Source organism: Mitsuokella jalaludinii (assembly GCF_928722185.1).
GTDB lineage: Bacteria > Bacillota > Negativicutes > Selenomonadales > Selenomonadaceae > Mitsuokella > Mitsuokella jalaludinii.
In genome coordinates this window covers 917,009-933,191 of the sequence record NZ_CAKMXA010000001.1, presented here as the reverse complement: position 1 = coordinate 933,191, position 16,183 = coordinate 917,009, and the positions used below count along the sequence as shown (strand labels likewise).

The following is a 16,183-nucleotide window of genomic DNA, read 5'->3' as shown; positions in this document are numbered from 1 at the left end:
CGGTCAAAGAGAGGGGCATCTTTATGATAGAGAGAACGAGAAGCAGGCTCGGGCGCATCATCGCTGTGCTGTTCATGTGCTTTGCACTCATGGCGGGCACGTGCATGGCCGCCAGTCTCAAGAGCCATCCGACTGTCGGCATCCTGCCGCTTGAGAATCGGGGACTCATCTCGCCCGACTGGGACCGCGACGAAATGGGTGCAGCCGTCGAGTACATCTATACGGACTTATTGGACAGCGGCCGCTTCAAGCTGCTGGACCGGACGCGCCAACGCGCGCTGACCGATGAGTACGCGCATGATTTATCCGGGCTCGTCGATGAGGATACGGCGCCTGCCATCGGCAATCAGTACGGCGCGCAGTACTTGCTCATGGGCAGCATCATCGGCGTGACGACGCGCCGCTCGGAGACGACGGTCGTCGGCGCGGGCACGAAGCGCGCCCAGGTCACGGCGACCGTCAGCCTGCGCCTCGTCGACACAGAGACGGGCCAGGTCGTGCTCGCGGCGACGGGCCGCTCGCGCAAGAACAACACGCTCGTCAAGGCACCGCTCGGCCTCATCCGCATTGGCACGGAAGAGGTCGACAAGGAACAGGTCAATGAAGCGCTCGAAGACGCCATCTCGGATGCCGTCGACGGCCCGCGCGGCCTGCTCGCGCGCATGGACGGCAGGGTGGGCGCGAAGAAATCGAAGCGCTGAGCGCATGTGTCGTGTTTATCGTGTGTTGACGGAGGATAATCGATGCAGATTTCATGGAAGAATGTATTCCTGCTCGCGGCCCTTCTCTTTGCCCTACCACTGACGGGCACGCCTGCCCAGGCTGCCGGCCTTTTCGGCGGCACGCCGGCAGGGGACAGCGTCTTTGTCGGCGAGGTGCAGAGCTACGGTGACTATGAGCTCAAGGCGGATGCCTGCGCGACGTTTGTCGACAAGCTGGCCGAGGCCCTGCGTCAGCAGGGCATTGCCGTCAGCGGGCGAGCTGACCTCACGAACGAGGAGGGCCGCCACGACGCGATCGGCAGCGGCGATGAGGCGGCGGAACTGTCGGAGATCCACATGGACGCCATCGTCCACGGCCATCAGTTCGACCGCGGCTACACGGCGGCCAAGCTCGCGCACTATGCGGACCTGGCGATGGGCCGCGCCTACTTCCATCAGGAGGAGCGACTGGCCGCTTGGAAAAAGAGCACGCAGGTCTACCGCCTCTCGCCGGACAAGCAGCGCACGGCCGCAGCCATTGCCGCGAAGTACGGTGCCGACTACATGCTCTTCGTCAACCTCAAGGACTTCGATGTGCGCCTCAAGCACAGCATCTTCGCGACGCATACGGAGCGCGAGACGAAGGGCAAGAAGCTCAGCGCCTCGCTCGACTACTACCTCGTCAACGCCAGGACGGGCCGCGTCTACGAGAAGCACATCGAGAACAAGAAGACGGCGCAGATGGTCAACTTCGGCCTCGGCAAGACGGGCAAGGGCATGGATGTCGATACTCTGCTCGGCGAGGTCATGGAGACGTCGGCCAAGGACATCGCCGACGATGTCAAGAAGCACGGACTGGATGAGGTGAAGGGCAATGGCACATCGTTGGTTCATTGAGAAAGGCAGGCTCTGCCTTGCGGCCATGCTGCTTGCCTTGACGGCCGTCCTCGCCTTCGGCAGCCTGACGGCGGAGGCCGCCAAGCCGCGCGTCGCCATCGTCGGCTTCACGAGCCGCGTCCAGAAGACGGACATCACGCTGACGGACCTCAAGGAGCCGCTGCCCGAGATCTTGACGGTCGCGCGCGAGCAGCTGACCGCAGAGCTCGCGGGCGAGGCGAAGTTCGACCTCTACGACTTCGGCGCGCAGTCGACAAAAGCGCGCTGCGATGAGGCCGCCTTTGTCGAGGCGCTCGGTGCGGGCGACATCGTGCCGGAGCTGGCGGGCAAGGCCGACTACTATGTCTTCGGCTACCTGACGACGCTCGGCAAGGTCAAGGCGCAGAGCGGCGCGCTCGGCCTATCGGGCCGTGACAAGACGGTCCACGCCGAGCTATCCCTGCGCGTCATGGACGCGCACACGGGGGCCATTGTCTTCGTGACGAAGGCCGACTCGCGCCGCAAGGCAGAGCTCGCCTACAACGCTGTCTGGCAGCGCCACGACAGCGGCGAGGAAGACGCCATTGCTGAAGCCATAGAGGATGCGGCGACCAACCTTGCGGCGCAGTTCAAGCAGGCCATGTGAGAGCAGGCCATCTGAGAGAATCGGAGGAGATGGAATGATGGGGAAGAAGGGAATGCTGCGCGGCTTGGCGCTAGGTTGCCTGATGGCGGCGCTTTCGCTCGCGCAGCCCGTGTCGTCTGAGGCGGCGGGCAATATCTGGATGGATGAGAGTGCGGAGGTTCAGGCGAAGTCTTTTAAGAAGGTCGTCCTGTTCCCGATACGCTACCTGGGTGAACCGGATGGCCGTGTCGACCAGTTCCAGGGCTACAACGCCGCTCTCGCGAAGCGCATCAACAAGCGCATCAAGCGGACGAACTTCATGAAGTTCGAGGATCCGGGCGACGCGAAGGCGGCCGACAAGAAGCGCGAGAAGCGCGAGATCCTGCGCGACGATCCTGCTTACCGCGAACTCTTGCGCCACTTCGACAGCGAGGCAGACCGCGCGAAGGCCGTCTACGACACGACGGGCGCGGAGGGATATCTCTTGCCGCATATCCGCTACGAGCAGGAGCGCGTCGACCACTCGCCGGCGACATGGACGACGGTCAAGATGGAATCGTACTACGACATCGAGAACGGCCCGCAAGGCGACAAGTCGAAGTGCAACTACCACAGCTGGTACGCCAATCACCTGATCCCCGCGCATGACTCCACACTGCAGATGCTCGACATGGACTTTCGCCTCTACGACGCGGCGACGGGCAAGGAGGCCATGACGCTCATTGACTATTACCGCAACTACGGAGTCGACCAGTGGCACGCCTTCGACCAGATCGCCAAGAATTTCACGGGCGACTGGAACCGCCTCAAGAAGGACCGCGACCGGGATGTGCCGGCCGGTGCGCCGACGCTCGGCTTCCGCAATCTCGAATTGCCGTGGAGCGCTTCGCAGGATGAATTCGCGATCAAGACAATCTACTACGCCTACAAGGACGAGGCGGGCGACGACCTCCGGCGCGTCAAGGCCGACTACGCGCCGAAAGGCGGCCGCTACTACGTGACGGGTGCCATCACGGACTACGCGCGCGGTGAGACTTGGTGTCCGCCGACAGCCTCGACGAGCGCGGTGAAGGACCGCGAAGAGGAATTCAAGTGGTACGACGACAAGGGAAATGAGCACAAGGGCAAGCGCGTCTACTATAAGACCGAGGTCACGGATTCCTACGGCTACTACCGCTTCTGGTACCGCGCGGCGGCCGACCTCTCGCTCGTCGACTCGCGCACGGGCCGCGTTGTGCTCTCGTGCAGCCTCGCGGCAGAAGATGACGACCGCTACGCCAACGCCCTGCGCAAGATCTTCAAGAGCTTCTACAAAGATGTCGACAAGGCCATCGGCATAGACAGCTGACTGCCGGATCGTCGGACGGTCCGACGGCTCGTCCGACTCTGTCCTACTGCGTCACCGCGGCGATGTTTTCGCCATGCGGTGACTTTTTTCTTGCAATAAGTCAAAAAAACAAATATAATAAAGGTAATAATAGTCAAATAGTCAATTTAAAAACGAAGGTGATTATCTTGAGTAATATTGCAGATTTGATTGAAGCTTACATCCTGCGCCAGCTCGCTGCGAAACAGGATGGCAAAGTGGAACTGCGCCGCACGGATATCGCCGATGAGATCTCGTGCGCGCCGTCGCAGATCAGCTACGTGCTGTCGACGCGCTTCACGCCGGCCAAGGGCTTTGCTGTCGAGTCGCGCCGCGGCCTCGGCGGCTATATCCGCATCGTGCAGGTGCCGCTCAAGAATCTCGTCTATCAGGACATGATGGACAAGATCACGGAGGAGACGGATTACGCGACCATCCAGTCGATGGTGCACTACCTCTTGCAGCACGCGATGATCACGAACCGCGAGGCCGCCCTGATGATGCAGGTCGTGTCCTCGGTCTTCCAGTCGGAGGGGATGACGCCGAAGGAGCGCGTCCACCTCTTGAAATCCATGTTGCTGACGGTGGAGAAATTCTCGTAGGGCCGCCGACTGCCATGCGGCCGACTGACGGGTCATGCAGAGAAGAGTCATCGTCATCATGGAACGAAAGAGTAGAGGAGGAATATCATGTTATGTGAGGATTGCGGCCGCAACCGCGCGGTCGTCCATATTACACAGATCGGGCCGGACGGCAAGATCGAGAAGAACCTCTGTGAGAGATGCGCGGCCAAGTACGGCGAATTCCTCATGGAGAACCAGAAACATCGCAATGTGTCGATGAACGACTTTTTGAAGGGCGTCTTCAGTGCGGGGGCGCAGGGGGAGAAGCCGCAGCAGGAGAAGGTGACGGAGCTCGTCTGCCCGAACTGCGGCATGAGTTACCGCGACTTCCAGCAGACAGGCAAGATCGGCTGCAGCGTCTGCTACGCGACGTTCCGCCGCCAGCTCGAGCCGCTATTGCGCCGTATCCACGGGTCGAGCACACACAGCGGCAAGATCCCGCACCGCACGGGCGGCACGCTTACGATGAAGCACACGATCGAGAGTCTGCGCAGCTCGCTTAAGGAGTGCGTCGCGCAGGAAGAGTATGAGAAGGCCGCGGAGCTGCGCGACAAGATCCGCCAGCTCGAGCATGAACTCATGGAGACGGAAGGGGGCGAGAGCGATGGCCGTCAATGAACTCCTGCGCAGCAGCAGCCTCTCGTGGCTCGCCGCTTCGGGCAAGGACAGCGATGTCGTGCTCTCGAGCCGCGTCCGCCTCGCGCGCAATTTCAAGGAAATCCCGTTCCCGAACCGCGCGGACTTCAACCAGCTCGCCGCGGTTCGCCTGCAGGCCGAGAAGCTCCTGCCGGGCATCGCGGCGGATCTCGGGCAGGCCTTTGACCTCCTCGACCTCGAGCGCATCACGCCCCTGCAGCGCGATGTCCTCATCGAGAAGCAGCTCATCAGCCGCAACTTCATCCAGAATCCGCAGCACCGCATCGCCTTCATCACGGCGGACCGCGCGACGAGCATCATGGTCAACGAAGAGGATCACCTGCGCATCCAGTGCATGGCGCCGGGGCTCGACCTCGACACGCCTTTTGCGCGCGCCTCGCACATCGACGACATGGTCGAGTCGCAGGTCGACATCGCCTTTGACGAGAAGATGGGCTACCTGACCTCGTGTCCGACGAATCTCGGCACGGGCCTGCGCGCCTCGGTGCTGCTGCACCTGCCGGGCCTCGTCTTCACGCGCAACATCCAGAGCATCATGAACATCTCGCCGCAGCTCGGCCTCGCCATCCGCAGTGTCTACGGCGACGAGACGGAGAGCGTCGGCAACCTGTTCCAGATCTCGAACCAGCTGACGCTCGGCTTCTCGGAGCAGGAGATCCTCGAGAACCTCAAGACGGCCGTCATGGAGATCGTCTCGCACGAGCGCCAGGCGCGCAAGGCTCTGGCCCTCTACATGAAGGAGCGTCTCGAGGACGAAGTCTGGCGCTCCTACGGCACGCTGCGCTACGCGCGGCTGCTCTCGGAGAAGGAAGTGCTCGAGCTCTTGTCGAAGGTGCGCCTCGGCATCGACCTCAAGCTCATCAACGAGGTCGCGCCGGACTGCTACGCAGAGATCCTCATCAGCAGCCGCACGAGCTACTTGCAGAATCTCGCGGAGAACGAGAATTTATCGAAGCATGAAATCGACAGGCTGCGGGCCGAGCATGTGCGCAATGCCCTGCTCGCTCACACCCGGAGTCAGGAGGCTCCAAAATGAATTATCGCAATCACTTCACGAGCCGCGCCATCAAGGCGATTGAGTTTGCTCAGTACGCCTCGCGTGAGCTCGAACAAGATTATATCGGGACGGAGCATCTGCTTCTAGGCCTGCTGCACGAGGAGGGCAGCGTCGCCGCGGCGGCTATGCAGGCCGTCGGGCTGCGCTTCGACGACGTCATGCAGCGCGTCGAGACGATGGTCGCCGGCGACGCCGAGTACCCGGCCGACAACCCCTACTACACGCCGCGCGCCAAGCGCGTCATGGAGGGGGCCATCGAGGAGGCGCAGACGCTCGGCCACAACTACATCGGCACGGAGCACATCCTGCTCTCGCTCTTAGAGGAGACGGAGGGCGCGGCGGCAGAATTGCTCGCCAATATGGGCGTCGATATCGACGCCCTGCAGAACGAGGTGCTCGACCGCATCGACCACCCGCATCCGGAGGGCGACGGCCCCGAGCCGGGCCGCGCCGAGAAGGGCAAGGGGCGCCAGGCGCCGCAGCTCCTCAAGAAGTACGGCCGCAACCTCAACGACATGGCCAAGGAAGACCGCATGGATCCCGTCATCGGCCGCGATAAGGAGATCCAGCGCGTCATCCAGATCCTCGCGCGCCGCACGAAGAACAACCCGATCCTCTTAGGCGAGCCGGGCGTCGGCAAGACGGCCATCGCCGAGGGACTCGCGCAGCGCATCGTCGAGGGCTCTGTGCCGTACATGCTGCAGGACAAGAAGGTCATCTCCTTGTCGCTCGCCTCAATCGTCGCCGGCGCGAAGTACCGCGGCGAGTTCGAGGAGCGCCTCAAGGGACTCATCGACGAGGTGCGTCAGGACGGCTCGGTCATCCTCTTCATCGATGAGATGCACACACTCGTTGGCGCGGGTGCGGCAGAGGGCGCGCTCGACGCCGCCAATATCTTGAAGCCGGCGCTCTCGCGCGGCGAGATCCAGATCATCGGTGCGACGACGCTCGACGAGTACAAGAAGCATCTCGAGAAGGATGCCGCGCTCTCGCGCCGCTTCCAGACCATCCTCGTAGAGGAGCCGGGCATCGAGGATGCCAAGAAGATCCTCATGGGCCTGCGCGCCAAGTACGAGGCCTTCCACTGCGCCCATATCGAGGACGCGGCCATCGAGGCGGCCGTGCGCCTCTCGCACCGCTACATCACCGACCGCTTCCTTCCGGACAAGGCCATCGACCTCATGGACGAAGCGGCCTCGAAGGTCCGCATGAAGCAGGTCGCCCAGCCGGAGAAGCTGCAGGAGATCCGCTCGCGCCTCGAGAAGCTCGGCGTGGAGAAGGAAGCTGCCATCTCGGCGCAGGACTACGAGCGCGCGGCCAAGATCCGCGATGATGAGCAGAAGGTCAAGGAAGAGCTCGAAGAGGCTAAGCGCCGGTTCGAGAAGCGCGGCAAGAGCCGCATCACGGTCACGGCCGACGACATCGCCGACGTCGTCGCGCAGTGGACGGGCGTGCCTGTGCGCCAGATTGCGGCGAAGGAGTCCGACCGCCTGCTGCACATGGAGAAGATCCTCTCGCGCCGCGTCGTCGGACAGAAAGAGGCTGTCGAGGCCGTCAGCAAGGCCATCCGCCGCGCTCGGGCCGGCCTCAAGGACCCGAAGCGCCCGATCGGCTCTTTCCTGTTCCTCGGCCCGACGGGCGTCGGCAAGACAGAGCTTGCCAAGGCGCTCTCGGAGGCTCTCTTCGGCACGGAGGACGCCATCATCCGCTTCGACATGTCGGAGTACATGGAGAAGTACGCCGTCTCGCGCATGGTCGGCGCGCCTCCTGGCTACGTCGGTTACGAAGAGGGCGGCCAGCTCACGGACGCTGTGCGCCGCAAGCCGTACTCCATCATCCTGCTCGACGAGATCGAGAAGGCACATCCCGACATCTTCAACGTGCTGCTGCAGGTCCTCGACGATGGCCGCCTGACGGACGGCCAGGGCCGCACGGTCGATTTCCGCAACACCGTCATCATCATGACGAGCAACGCCGGTGCAAGCCTCTTGAAGAAGAGTGCTCCTGCCCTCGGCTTTGCCGTCGGCTCGGGCGATGAGAAGCAGGAGGCAGAGGAGGCGGCCAAGAAGCGCGTGCTCGAAGAAGTGCGCCACATCTTCAAGCCGGAATTCCTCAACCGCATCGATGAGCTCATCGTCTTCCACCCGCTCGGCCGCGAAGAGCTCTCGAAGATCATCGACATCCTCTTGCGCGATGTCCGCGAGCGCCTCGCCGACAAGGAGATCCGCCTCGAGGTCAGCCCGGCCGCCAAGAGCATGCTCGTCGAGAAGGGCACGGACTTCAAGTACGGCGCACGTCCCCTGAAGCGCGCCATCCAGAAGCTCATCGAGGATGAGATCGCCGAGCACCTGCTCGCGCGCGATTTCCGCCGCGGCGACACGATCCAGGTGCGCAAGAGCGGCGCCAAGCTCGACTTTGTGCGCAAGGATAAGGAGAAGGCCAAAGAGAAGGCAGTGTCCAAGACGACGGAGGCGTGACGGTGCGGAAGAATACGCTTCGCCCAGAAGGATTCTGGGCAAGGCTGCAGAACTTCATCCTGAACGCCATATGGTCCATCGCCTGGCTCGGGCGGTGGACCATCCGTCTGCTCAGGCGCTTTCTGCAGCGCTGAATGTAACATAGGGAAATGAGATATGGCTGATCGATCATAGGAGGTGGCGTCGTGCCAAAGAAGAAGAAAACCGTCTACGTCTGCCAGGAGTGCGGCTACGATACACCCAAGTGGATGGGGCGCTGTCCGGGCTGTGGGGCCTGGAATACGCTCGTCGAGGAGACAATCGCACCGGAGAGCGCAAAGGGCGGCCTGCGCCTCGGCCTCTCGGATGCCCAGAAGCCGCAGCCAATCGCTGCGGTCAAGATCGAGGACATGCCGCGCTTCTTGACGGGCTCTGGAGAGCTCGACCGCGTGCTCGGCGGCGGCATCATCCCGGGCTCGATGGTCCTGATTGTCGGCGATCCGGGCGTCGGCAAGTCGAGCCTGACACTGCGCGTCTGCGCCGACGTCGCGCGCCAGGGCAAGAAAGTCCTCTATGTGACGGGCGAGGAGAGCACGCGCCAGGTCCGCATGCGCGCCGACCGCCTGCAGGCGCTTGCCGACACGCTCTTCGTCGTCAGCGAGACGAACCTTGAGACGATCGAGACGCATGTGGAGAATCTCAAGCCGGAACTCCTCGTCATCGACTCCATCCAGACCATCCTCAAGCCCGACGTGCAGAGCGCGCCGGGCAGCGTCTCGCAGGTGCGCGAGTGCGCCGTCGACCTTCTGCGCATCGCCAAGACGAACGGCATTGCCGCCTTCATCATCGGCCATGTGACGAAGGATGGCACCTTGGCCGGCCCGCGCGTCCTCGAGCACATCGTTGACACCGTGCTCTACTTCGAGGGCGAGCGCAACGCCGAGTACCGCGTCCTGCGCGCCGTCAAGAACCGCTTCGGCAGCACGAATGAGCTCGGCCTCTTTGAGATGCGCGACGTCGGGCTCGTCGATGTGCCCGATGCCTCGAAGCTCTTCCTGTCGGACCGCGAGCAGGACACAGGCACGGTCATCATCCCGACCGTCGAGGGCACGCGGCCGCTGCTCGTCGAGCTGCAGGCGCTCGTCGCCCCGACGCCCTACGTGCCGCCGCGCCGCACGGCCGACTCCGTCGACATCAAGCGCATCCAGCTCCTCTTGGCCGTGCTCGAGAAGCGCGTCCACCTGTCGGTCGGTGCCTGCGACGTCTACGTCAAGGTGGCCGGCGGCATCCGCATCGACGAGCCGGCGGCCGACCTCGGCATCTGTGTCGCCATGGCCTCGAGCTTTGCGAACCGCCTGCTGCGCCCGAAGACGATCGTCTTCGGCGAAGTCGGACTGTCGGGCGAGGTCCGCGCCGTGAGCCAGGCCGACCTGCGCATCAACGAGGCACGCCGCCTCGGCTTCACGCACGTTGTGCTGCCGATGAAGAACTACCGTCAGCTCAAGGGCAGCGTCGAGGGCATCGCGCTCTACGGCGCTGAGACGATAGGCGACGCCCTGCGCCTGGCCATGCCGCGCGAATCGTGAGACTGTCCCTGCTGTCCGTTCCATCTGTCCCGTATCCGTGCTATAATGAGACGGTAATCCCCGCAGTAATCGGGAATCAATCATGGAAGGGAAGGGTGATTCTTTGAGAATCCTGCCGCATATTCATAAGATAGGCCTCGTCTTCCTGCTCGCGCTCGCCGTCGTGCTGCCGTCTGTGGCACGGATGGGCGAGGCTGCTGCAGCGGAGCCTGACATACAGGCGGAGGCCGCCATCCTCATCGACGCCGATACGGGTCGCGTGCTCTGGTCGAAGAACGGCGAGGAGCGCCATTATCCGGCCAGCATGACGAAGATGATGACATGCCTTTTGGGCATCCAGCTCATGCCGCCCGACGCGAAGGTCACGATCTCGCAGGCGGCGGCCAGCACGGAGGATCTGCCGCTGCACATCGCGCGCGGCGACGTCCTGACGGCGGAAGAGCTCATGCGCGGCATGATGATGGTGTCCGACAACGGGGCGGCTGTCGCCATTGCCGAGCACATCGACGGCAGCGCGGCCGTCTTTGCCGAGCGCATGAACGAGAAGGCGCAGGAGATCGGCATGCAAAACACGCACTTCGCCAATCCGAATGGCCTTACAGACCCCAACCACTACTCGACGCCGCACGACATGGCGCGCCTCGCGCAGTACGCGATGAAGAATCCCGTCTTCCGCGACTTCGTGCGCCAGAAGGAGCGCCGCGTCACCTGGATCGCGCCGTCCGGAAAGACGCTCATGGCCGAGAACACGAATGAGCTGCTCGGCCGCTATGAAGGTATCACGGGCGTCAAGACGGGCTGGACGCGTGCCGCGGGCGGCTGCCTTGCGGCTTCGGCCGAGCGCCAGGGCGTGCACCTCATCGCCGTCTTGATGAAGGCGCCGGATGAAACGACGCGCTTCTCCGATATGCGGAAGATCCTCGACTACGGCTTCGCGAGTGTGACGCTCGTCAAGGGTCCGACGATCAAGGAGGCCTCGCGCCACGTCTGGGTCAAGGACGGCACGGCAGCGCGCACCGTCGTGCGCCCGGCGACCGACATCGAGTACCCGCTCTTGCCGGGCGAGGAGGCGAGCCATGTCAAGGTGACATATGATGTGCCGGCGGTCATCAGCGCGCCCGTCGCATCCGGCCAGGTCGTCGGCCGCGTCATCCTCACGTACGACGGCGAGGAGATCGGCCGCGTCGACATGGTGGCCGATGACGTGCCCGAGGGCTTCAGCCTCGGCTCGTGGCTTGTCGGCCTCTTTGAGAGACCGCTCTCCTGGCTCTGAGCGATTCTTAAAAATTGACAGCGAATTTGAGGATATGGTATAATAGTCCTCGTTGATTTGAGCGGATGTGGCGGAACTGGCAGACGCGCTGGATTTAGGATCCAGTGCCGCAAGGCGTATGGGTTCGAGCCCCTTCATCCGCACCAGCCAAAGACGACAGGCAGCATCTTTGATGCTGCCTGTTTTTATATGTTGGAGGAGTTCCATGAATATCTTTTCCTTGCTGCAGCGGCTCTCATCGTTCCAGATCATCGTGCTGAGCTTCGCCTTCCTGATCGGCACGGGGACGCTTCTCTTGATGACGCCCTGGGCGACGCAGGACGGGCAGGGGGCGGCGTTGCTGACTGCCTGCTTCACAGCCGTCTCGGCCTCGTGCGTGACGGGGCTGACGGTCGTCGACACAGCGGCCTACTGGTCGTCGTTCGGCCAGCTCGTCATCCTGCTCCTCATCCAGGTCGGCGGCCTCGGCGTTGTGACGATGGCTGTCGCCATCACGGTCGGCATGGGCCAGCACGTCAGTCTCATGCAGCGCAGCACGATGCAGGACGCCATCTCGGCGCAGCAGATCGGCGGCATCGTGCGCATGCTGCGCTTCGTCCTGAAGTTCACGGCCGGCACGGAGCTCTTGGGCGCCTGTCTGCTTTGGCCGCACTTCGCGCGCGATTACGGCTGGCTGCAGGGCATCTGGATGGCGATCTTCCACTCCGTCTCGGCGTTCTGCAACGCCGGCTTCGACCTCATGAGCTCGCGCGGCGGCGGCTCGCTGATGGCCTATGCGGGCGATCCGCTCGTCAATCTGACCATCATGGGGCTCATCGTGGCCGGCGGCCTGGGCTTCCTGACATGGGCCGACTTCTCGGTCAATCGTCTGCACTGGCGCAAGTGGACGTTCCAGACGCGCATCATCCTCCTGATGACGGCCCTGCTCGTCGCCGTGCCGGCGCTCCTCTTTTTCACGCAGGAGCCCATAAGCGGCTGGCAGGCGCTCTTCCAGTCGGTCACGACACGCACGGCAGGATTCAATACGATGGACATCGAAACCTTGAGCGAGGGGAGCCGCTGCATCATGATCATCCTGATGCTGACAGGCGGCGCGCCGGGTTCGACGGCCGGCGGCATCAAGACGACGACGGCCTTTGCCCTGTTCATGACGATGGTATCCGTCCTGCGCATGCGCGGCGATGTGGAGTGCCAGTCGCGCCGCATCCCGACGGAGACGGTGCGCCATGCGCTGGCCATCTTCGTCATGTACCTCTTCTTGTTCTTCGGCGCGAGCATCGCCATTGGCTACCTCGACCGTGCTCCGATGATCGATGCGATGGTCGAAGTCTCGTCGGCGCTCGGGACAGTCGGACTGTCCATCGGCCTGACGGAGAAATTGTCGCCTCTGTCGCAGATCATGCTGATGTTCTTGATGTACTTCGGCCGCGTCGGGGCCCTGACGATGATCTACGCGCTGCACAAGCGCAAGAAGGCCGTGCCGTGCCGCCTGCCAGAGGGCAGATTGACCGTCGGCTGACCGGGCTGTGCCCTGATGCTATTTCTTCCATGCGTTACGTGAGGTAGATGAAACCATGAAATCCATATTACTGATCGGCCTCGGCCGCTATGGCCGCCATGTCGCGCGCAAGCTCCACGCGATGCACCACGAGATCATGGCGGTGGACAAGAATGAGGAGCTCGTCAATGAGGTGCTGCCCTACACGAACAGCGCGCTGATCGCGGACAGCACGGACGGGCACTTCCTCGAGTCACTCGGCGTGCGCAACTTCGACGCCTGCATCGTCGCCATCGGCGACGACTTCCAGAGCTCCTTGGAGACGACGCTGCGCCTGCGCGAGCTCGGCGCGAAATACATCGTCGCGCGTGCCTCGAGCAGCATCCACGAGAAATTCCTGCTGCGCAACGGTGCCGACGAGGTCGTCTACCCCGAGAAGCAGCTGGCCCTCTGGACGGCCATCCGCTGCGGCTCGGACCACCTGCTCGACTACTTCGAGCTCAGCAAGAATTACGCCATCTACGAGATCGCGATGCCGGAAATCTGGGCAGGCCACACCGTCGGCGAGCTTGACATCCGCCGCATCCACCACGTCAATGTCCTCGGCATCAAGCACGAGGGCAGCCTCGACGTGGAGATCACGCCGAAGACGCTGCTACGGGCAGAGGACTCCATCCTCTTGCTCGGCGCACAGGAGGCCGTAAAGAAATTGATAGACGATGGTGAGAGATAAGCTTTTGAGAAAGGAAGGGTTAACGTGGAGACAAAGCGTTTATTCGACGAGAATGTCATGCAGAGAGAATGTGAGGCTGTAGTCGTGCACACCGAGCCGTATCATGAGGGCTATGCTGTCGTGCTCGACCAGACGGTCTTCTTCCCGGAGGGCGGTGGCCAGCTCAGCGACACGGGCACACTGACGGCAGGGGAGAAGGCGCTTCCTGTCAAGCACGTCCACGAGAAGGCGGGCGAGATCTTCCACGAGACGAAGGAGCCCTTGGCGCCCGGCACGAAGGTAGTGGCAAAGCTCGACTGGCCTGTCCGCTTCGACCACATGCAGCAGCACTGCGGCGAGCACATGCTCTCGTACGCCTTCTACAAGCTCTTCGGCGCCCACAATGTGGGCTTCCACATGAGCGCGGACATGGTCGGTATCGATCTCGACAGGGAAGTCGACTGGCAGCAGGCCCTGCAGGCGGAGCGCTTCACGAACCGCGAAATCCAGGAAGACCGTCCCATCACGACGAAGCTCGTGCCGGCAGAAGAGGCGGCGAAGATGAACCTGCGCAAGTTCAACGACAAACTCACCGGCACCCTGCGCATCGTCTCGGTGGAGGGCAGTGACTCCTGCACGTGCTGCGGCACCCATCCGACTTCGAGCGGCATGGTCGGCCTCGTCAAGATCTTCAAGGTGGAGAAGCACAAGGAAGGCTCGCGCATCAGCTTCCTCTGCGGCAGAGAGGCGCTCGAGCGCGTCGAGCAGTACATGCTCGCGGCTCTCGAGGCCTCGAATCTCCTGTCCATCAAGGAGACGGAGCTGCCAGAAGGCGTCGCGCGCCTGCAGCAGGAGACGAAGGAGCTCGGCGAGCGCCTGACGGAGTGCACGGGCAAGCTCCTGGAGTACCGCATCGAGGAGATGAAGGCGCATCCGGCCACGACAGAGGCGGGCCATGCGAAATTCGTCTTCCTCGAGTCCGACATGACGCCGAAGGAGGCCAAGGCACTCGCCAAGCGCCTCGGCGAGATCCCTGAAGCCTTCTCCGCCATCTTCTATCAGAACGGCGAGCGCCTCAACTACATGTTCCTTGCGACGGACGGCGCTGAGCTGAGCTGCCAGCAGGTCATCCGCACGGTCAACGAAGCCTTCGGCGGCCGCGGCGGCGGACGCCCCGAGTCGTGCCAGGGCAGCGCCATCTGCCCTGCAGACTGGCGCGAGAAGGCGGAGGCGCTCATGTCCGCTCTTTGAGCCATGAGCCCATAAAAAAAGAGCCCCCTTTGGGGCTCCTTTTTTTATGGGGCATGGCTCAGGCAAAGTAGTTCTTGCCGTTGCCCTTCTGTGCTTCGTAGGTGGCGATGCGCTTCTTGATGAACTGCGTATCGATGTTGCCTGTGCGGAAGTAGCTGTCGCTGAGGATCTTCTGGTGCAGGGAGATTGTCGTCTTGACACCGTCGATGCGGAACTCCTTGAGCGCGCGCTGCATGATCTTGATGGCGTCGCCGCGCGTGCGGCCGTGGACGATGAGCTTCGCGATCATCGAGTCGTAGTACGGCTCGATCGAGAGGCCAGCCGTCACGCCTGAATCGAAGCGGACGCGCGGGCCGCTCGGCTCGTGCAGGAACGTGATCTGGCCCGGCGACGGCATGAAGTTGTTGTCCGGGTCCTCGGCGTTGATGCGGCACTCGATGGCATGGCCCTGGAAGTGGACGTCGGCCTGCGTGATGTCGAGCGGCTCGCCGGCAGCGATGCGGATCTGCGTGCGCACGATGTCGATGCCCGTGACTTCTTCCGTGACGCCGTGCTCGACCTGGATACGCGGGTTGATCTCCATGAAGTAGAACTGGTTGTCCTTGAGGTCCAGGAGGAACTCGACCGTGCCGACGTTGGAGTAGTGGACGCTCTTGGCGGCCTTGACGGCCAGCGTGCCGACCTGCTTGCGCATCTCGTGCGTCAGCGCGATCGACGGCGACTCCTCGAGGAGCTTCTGGTTGCGGCGCTGGATGGAGCACTCGCGCTCGCCGAGGTGGATGACCTCGCCGTAGTTGTCGGCGACAATCTGGACTTCGATGTGGCGCGAACGCTCGATGTAGTGCTCGAAGTAGTAGTTGATCTTCTTGAGGTCGACGAGTGTGTCGAGGATGTCCTTGAGCTCGTCCTCATCGTGTGCGACATACATGCCCTTGCCGCCACCGCCCGAGACCGGCTTGAGGATGACGGGGTAGCCGACTTCCTTGGCCGCCTTGACAGCCTCTTTGTTGTTCTTGAGCGGCTCGCTGCCCTTGGCCATCGGGATGCCGGACGGCTGCATGGAGGCGCGGGCGACGTCTTTGTCGCCGACGAGGCGGATCGTCTCCGGCATCGGTCCGATCCAGGTGATGCCGTGCTCGGTGACCTGCTGGGCGAAGTCTGCATCCTCCGAGAGGAAGCCGTAGCCCGGGTGGATGGCGTCAGCGCCCGTCTCGAGCGCTGCGCGCAGGATCGAGTCCTTGTTTAAGTAGCTGTCTGTGGCATCGGCGCCGCCGACGCAGACGGCGTGGTCGGCCAGCTGTACGTGAAGTGCATTCTCGTCTGCTTCCGAGAAGATGGCGACCGTCTCGATGTCGAGCTCCTCGCAGGCGCGGATGATGCGCACGGCAATCTCGCCGCGGTTGGCGATCAGAACGCGTTTGAACATGGGAAAATCCCTCCTGAATCACAGTATTACGATAGCAGATATTATAACCAGCTGCTAATTCCAAATCTGCCTTGAT

General features: G+C 62.8%; 15 protein-coding genes and 1 tRNA gene. 15 read left to right on the top strand and 1 reads right to left on the bottom strand.

The window, feature by feature from the left end:
* Positions 1-23 precede the first annotated feature (23 nt).
* From QDI87_RS04440 to QDI87_RS04370, 15 genes are all read left to right on the top strand, one after another.
* Positions 24-701: a CsgG/HfaB family protein gene (locus QDI87_RS04440; RefSeq protein ID WP_036373473.1), complete on the top strand. Its 678-nt coding sequence runs from the start codon at positions 24-26 to the stop codon at positions 699-701.
* 42 nt (positions 702-743) lie between these two features.
* Positions 744-1,598, top strand: a complete 855-nt coding sequence (locus tag QDI87_RS04435; protein WP_036373468.1) for a hypothetical protein — start codon at positions 744-746, stop codon at positions 1,596-1,598.
* A complete protein-coding gene (locus QDI87_RS04430) occupies positions 1,576-2,223 on the top strand; it encodes a hypothetical protein (RefSeq protein ID WP_155948019.1) in 648 nt (215 codons plus the stop codon). The genes QDI87_RS04435 and QDI87_RS04430 overlap by 23 nt, the downstream gene beginning before the upstream one ends.
* Before the next feature lie 34 nt (positions 2,224-2,257).
* Entirely contained in the window at positions 2,258-3,550 is a 1,293-nt protein-coding gene (locus tag QDI87_RS04425) for a hypothetical protein (RefSeq protein ID WP_255240513.1), read from the top strand.
* Between the two features lie 167 nt (positions 3,551-3,717).
* Complete coding sequence (locus QDI87_RS04420) at positions 3,718-4,170, top strand: CtsR family transcriptional regulator (protein ID WP_036373454.1); 453 nt, start codon at positions 3,718-3,720, stop codon at positions 4,168-4,170.
* 87 nt (positions 4,171-4,257) lie between these two features.
* Entirely contained in the window at positions 4,258-4,809 is a 552-nt protein-coding gene (locus QDI87_RS04415; RefSeq protein ID WP_036373451.1) for a UvrB/UvrC motif-containing protein, read from the top strand.
* Positions 4,796-5,884 carry a protein arginine kinase gene (locus QDI87_RS04410; protein ID WP_255240514.1) on the top strand — a complete coding sequence of 363 codons (1,089 nt, stop codon included), beginning with the start codon at positions 4,796-4,798 and terminating at the stop codon, positions 5,882-5,884. The genes QDI87_RS04415 and QDI87_RS04410 overlap by 14 nt, the downstream gene beginning before the upstream one ends.
* Complete coding sequence (locus QDI87_RS04405; RefSeq protein WP_036373445.1) at positions 5,881-8,382, top strand: ATP-dependent Clp protease ATP-binding subunit; 2,502 nt, start codon at positions 5,881-5,883, stop codon at positions 8,380-8,382. Before QDI87_RS04410 ends, QDI87_RS04405 begins: the two co-directional genes overlap by 4 nt.
* A 2-nt stretch (positions 8,383-8,384) precedes the next feature.
* Positions 8,385-8,516 carry a hypothetical protein gene (locus QDI87_RS04400; protein ID WP_255240516.1) on the top strand — a complete coding sequence of 44 codons (132 nt, stop codon included), beginning with the start codon at positions 8,385-8,387 and terminating at the stop codon, positions 8,514-8,516.
* Between the two features lie 51 nt (positions 8,517-8,567).
* Positions 8,568-9,947, top strand: coding sequence for a DNA repair protein RadA (radA, locus tag QDI87_RS04395; RefSeq protein WP_036373442.1), 1,380 nt, complete (start codon positions 8,568-8,570; stop codon positions 9,945-9,947).
* An 82-nt stretch (positions 9,948-10,029) separates the two neighbouring features.
* Positions 10,030-11,220 carry a D-alanyl-D-alanine carboxypeptidase family protein gene (locus tag QDI87_RS04390; protein ID WP_051652116.1) on the top strand — a complete coding sequence of 397 codons (1,191 nt, stop codon included), beginning with the start codon at positions 10,030-10,032 and terminating at the stop codon, positions 11,218-11,220.
* A 61-nt stretch (positions 11,221-11,281) separates the two neighbouring features.
* A tRNA-Leu gene (locus tag QDI87_RS04385) sits at positions 11,282-11,366 on the top strand.
* A 59-nt stretch (positions 11,367-11,425) separates the two neighbouring features.
* On the top strand, positions 11,426-12,739 hold the full coding sequence (locus tag QDI87_RS04380; protein ID WP_036373438.1) for a TrkH family potassium uptake protein: 1,314 nt from the start codon (positions 11,426-11,428) through the stop codon (positions 12,737-12,739).
* Positions 12,740-12,794: 55 nt separating this feature from the next.
* Complete coding sequence (locus tag QDI87_RS04375) at positions 12,795-13,451, top strand: potassium channel family protein (protein WP_036373432.1); 657 nt, start codon at positions 12,795-12,797, stop codon at positions 13,449-13,451.
* A 24-nt stretch (positions 13,452-13,475) separates the two neighbouring features.
* Positions 13,476-14,681: an alanyl-tRNA editing protein gene (locus QDI87_RS04370; protein WP_051652115.1), complete on the top strand. Its 1,206-nt coding sequence runs from the start codon at positions 13,476-13,478 to the stop codon at positions 14,679-14,681.
* Between the two features lie 58 nt (positions 14,682-14,739).
* Here the strand turns inward: QDI87_RS04370 and accC are convergent, their stop codons facing one another.
* Complete coding sequence (accC, locus tag QDI87_RS04365; RefSeq protein WP_036373427.1) at positions 14,740-16,107, bottom strand: acetyl-CoA carboxylase biotin carboxylase subunit; 1,368 nt, start codon at positions 16,105-16,107, stop codon at positions 14,740-14,742.
* Positions 16,108-16,183: the final 76 nt, after the last annotated feature.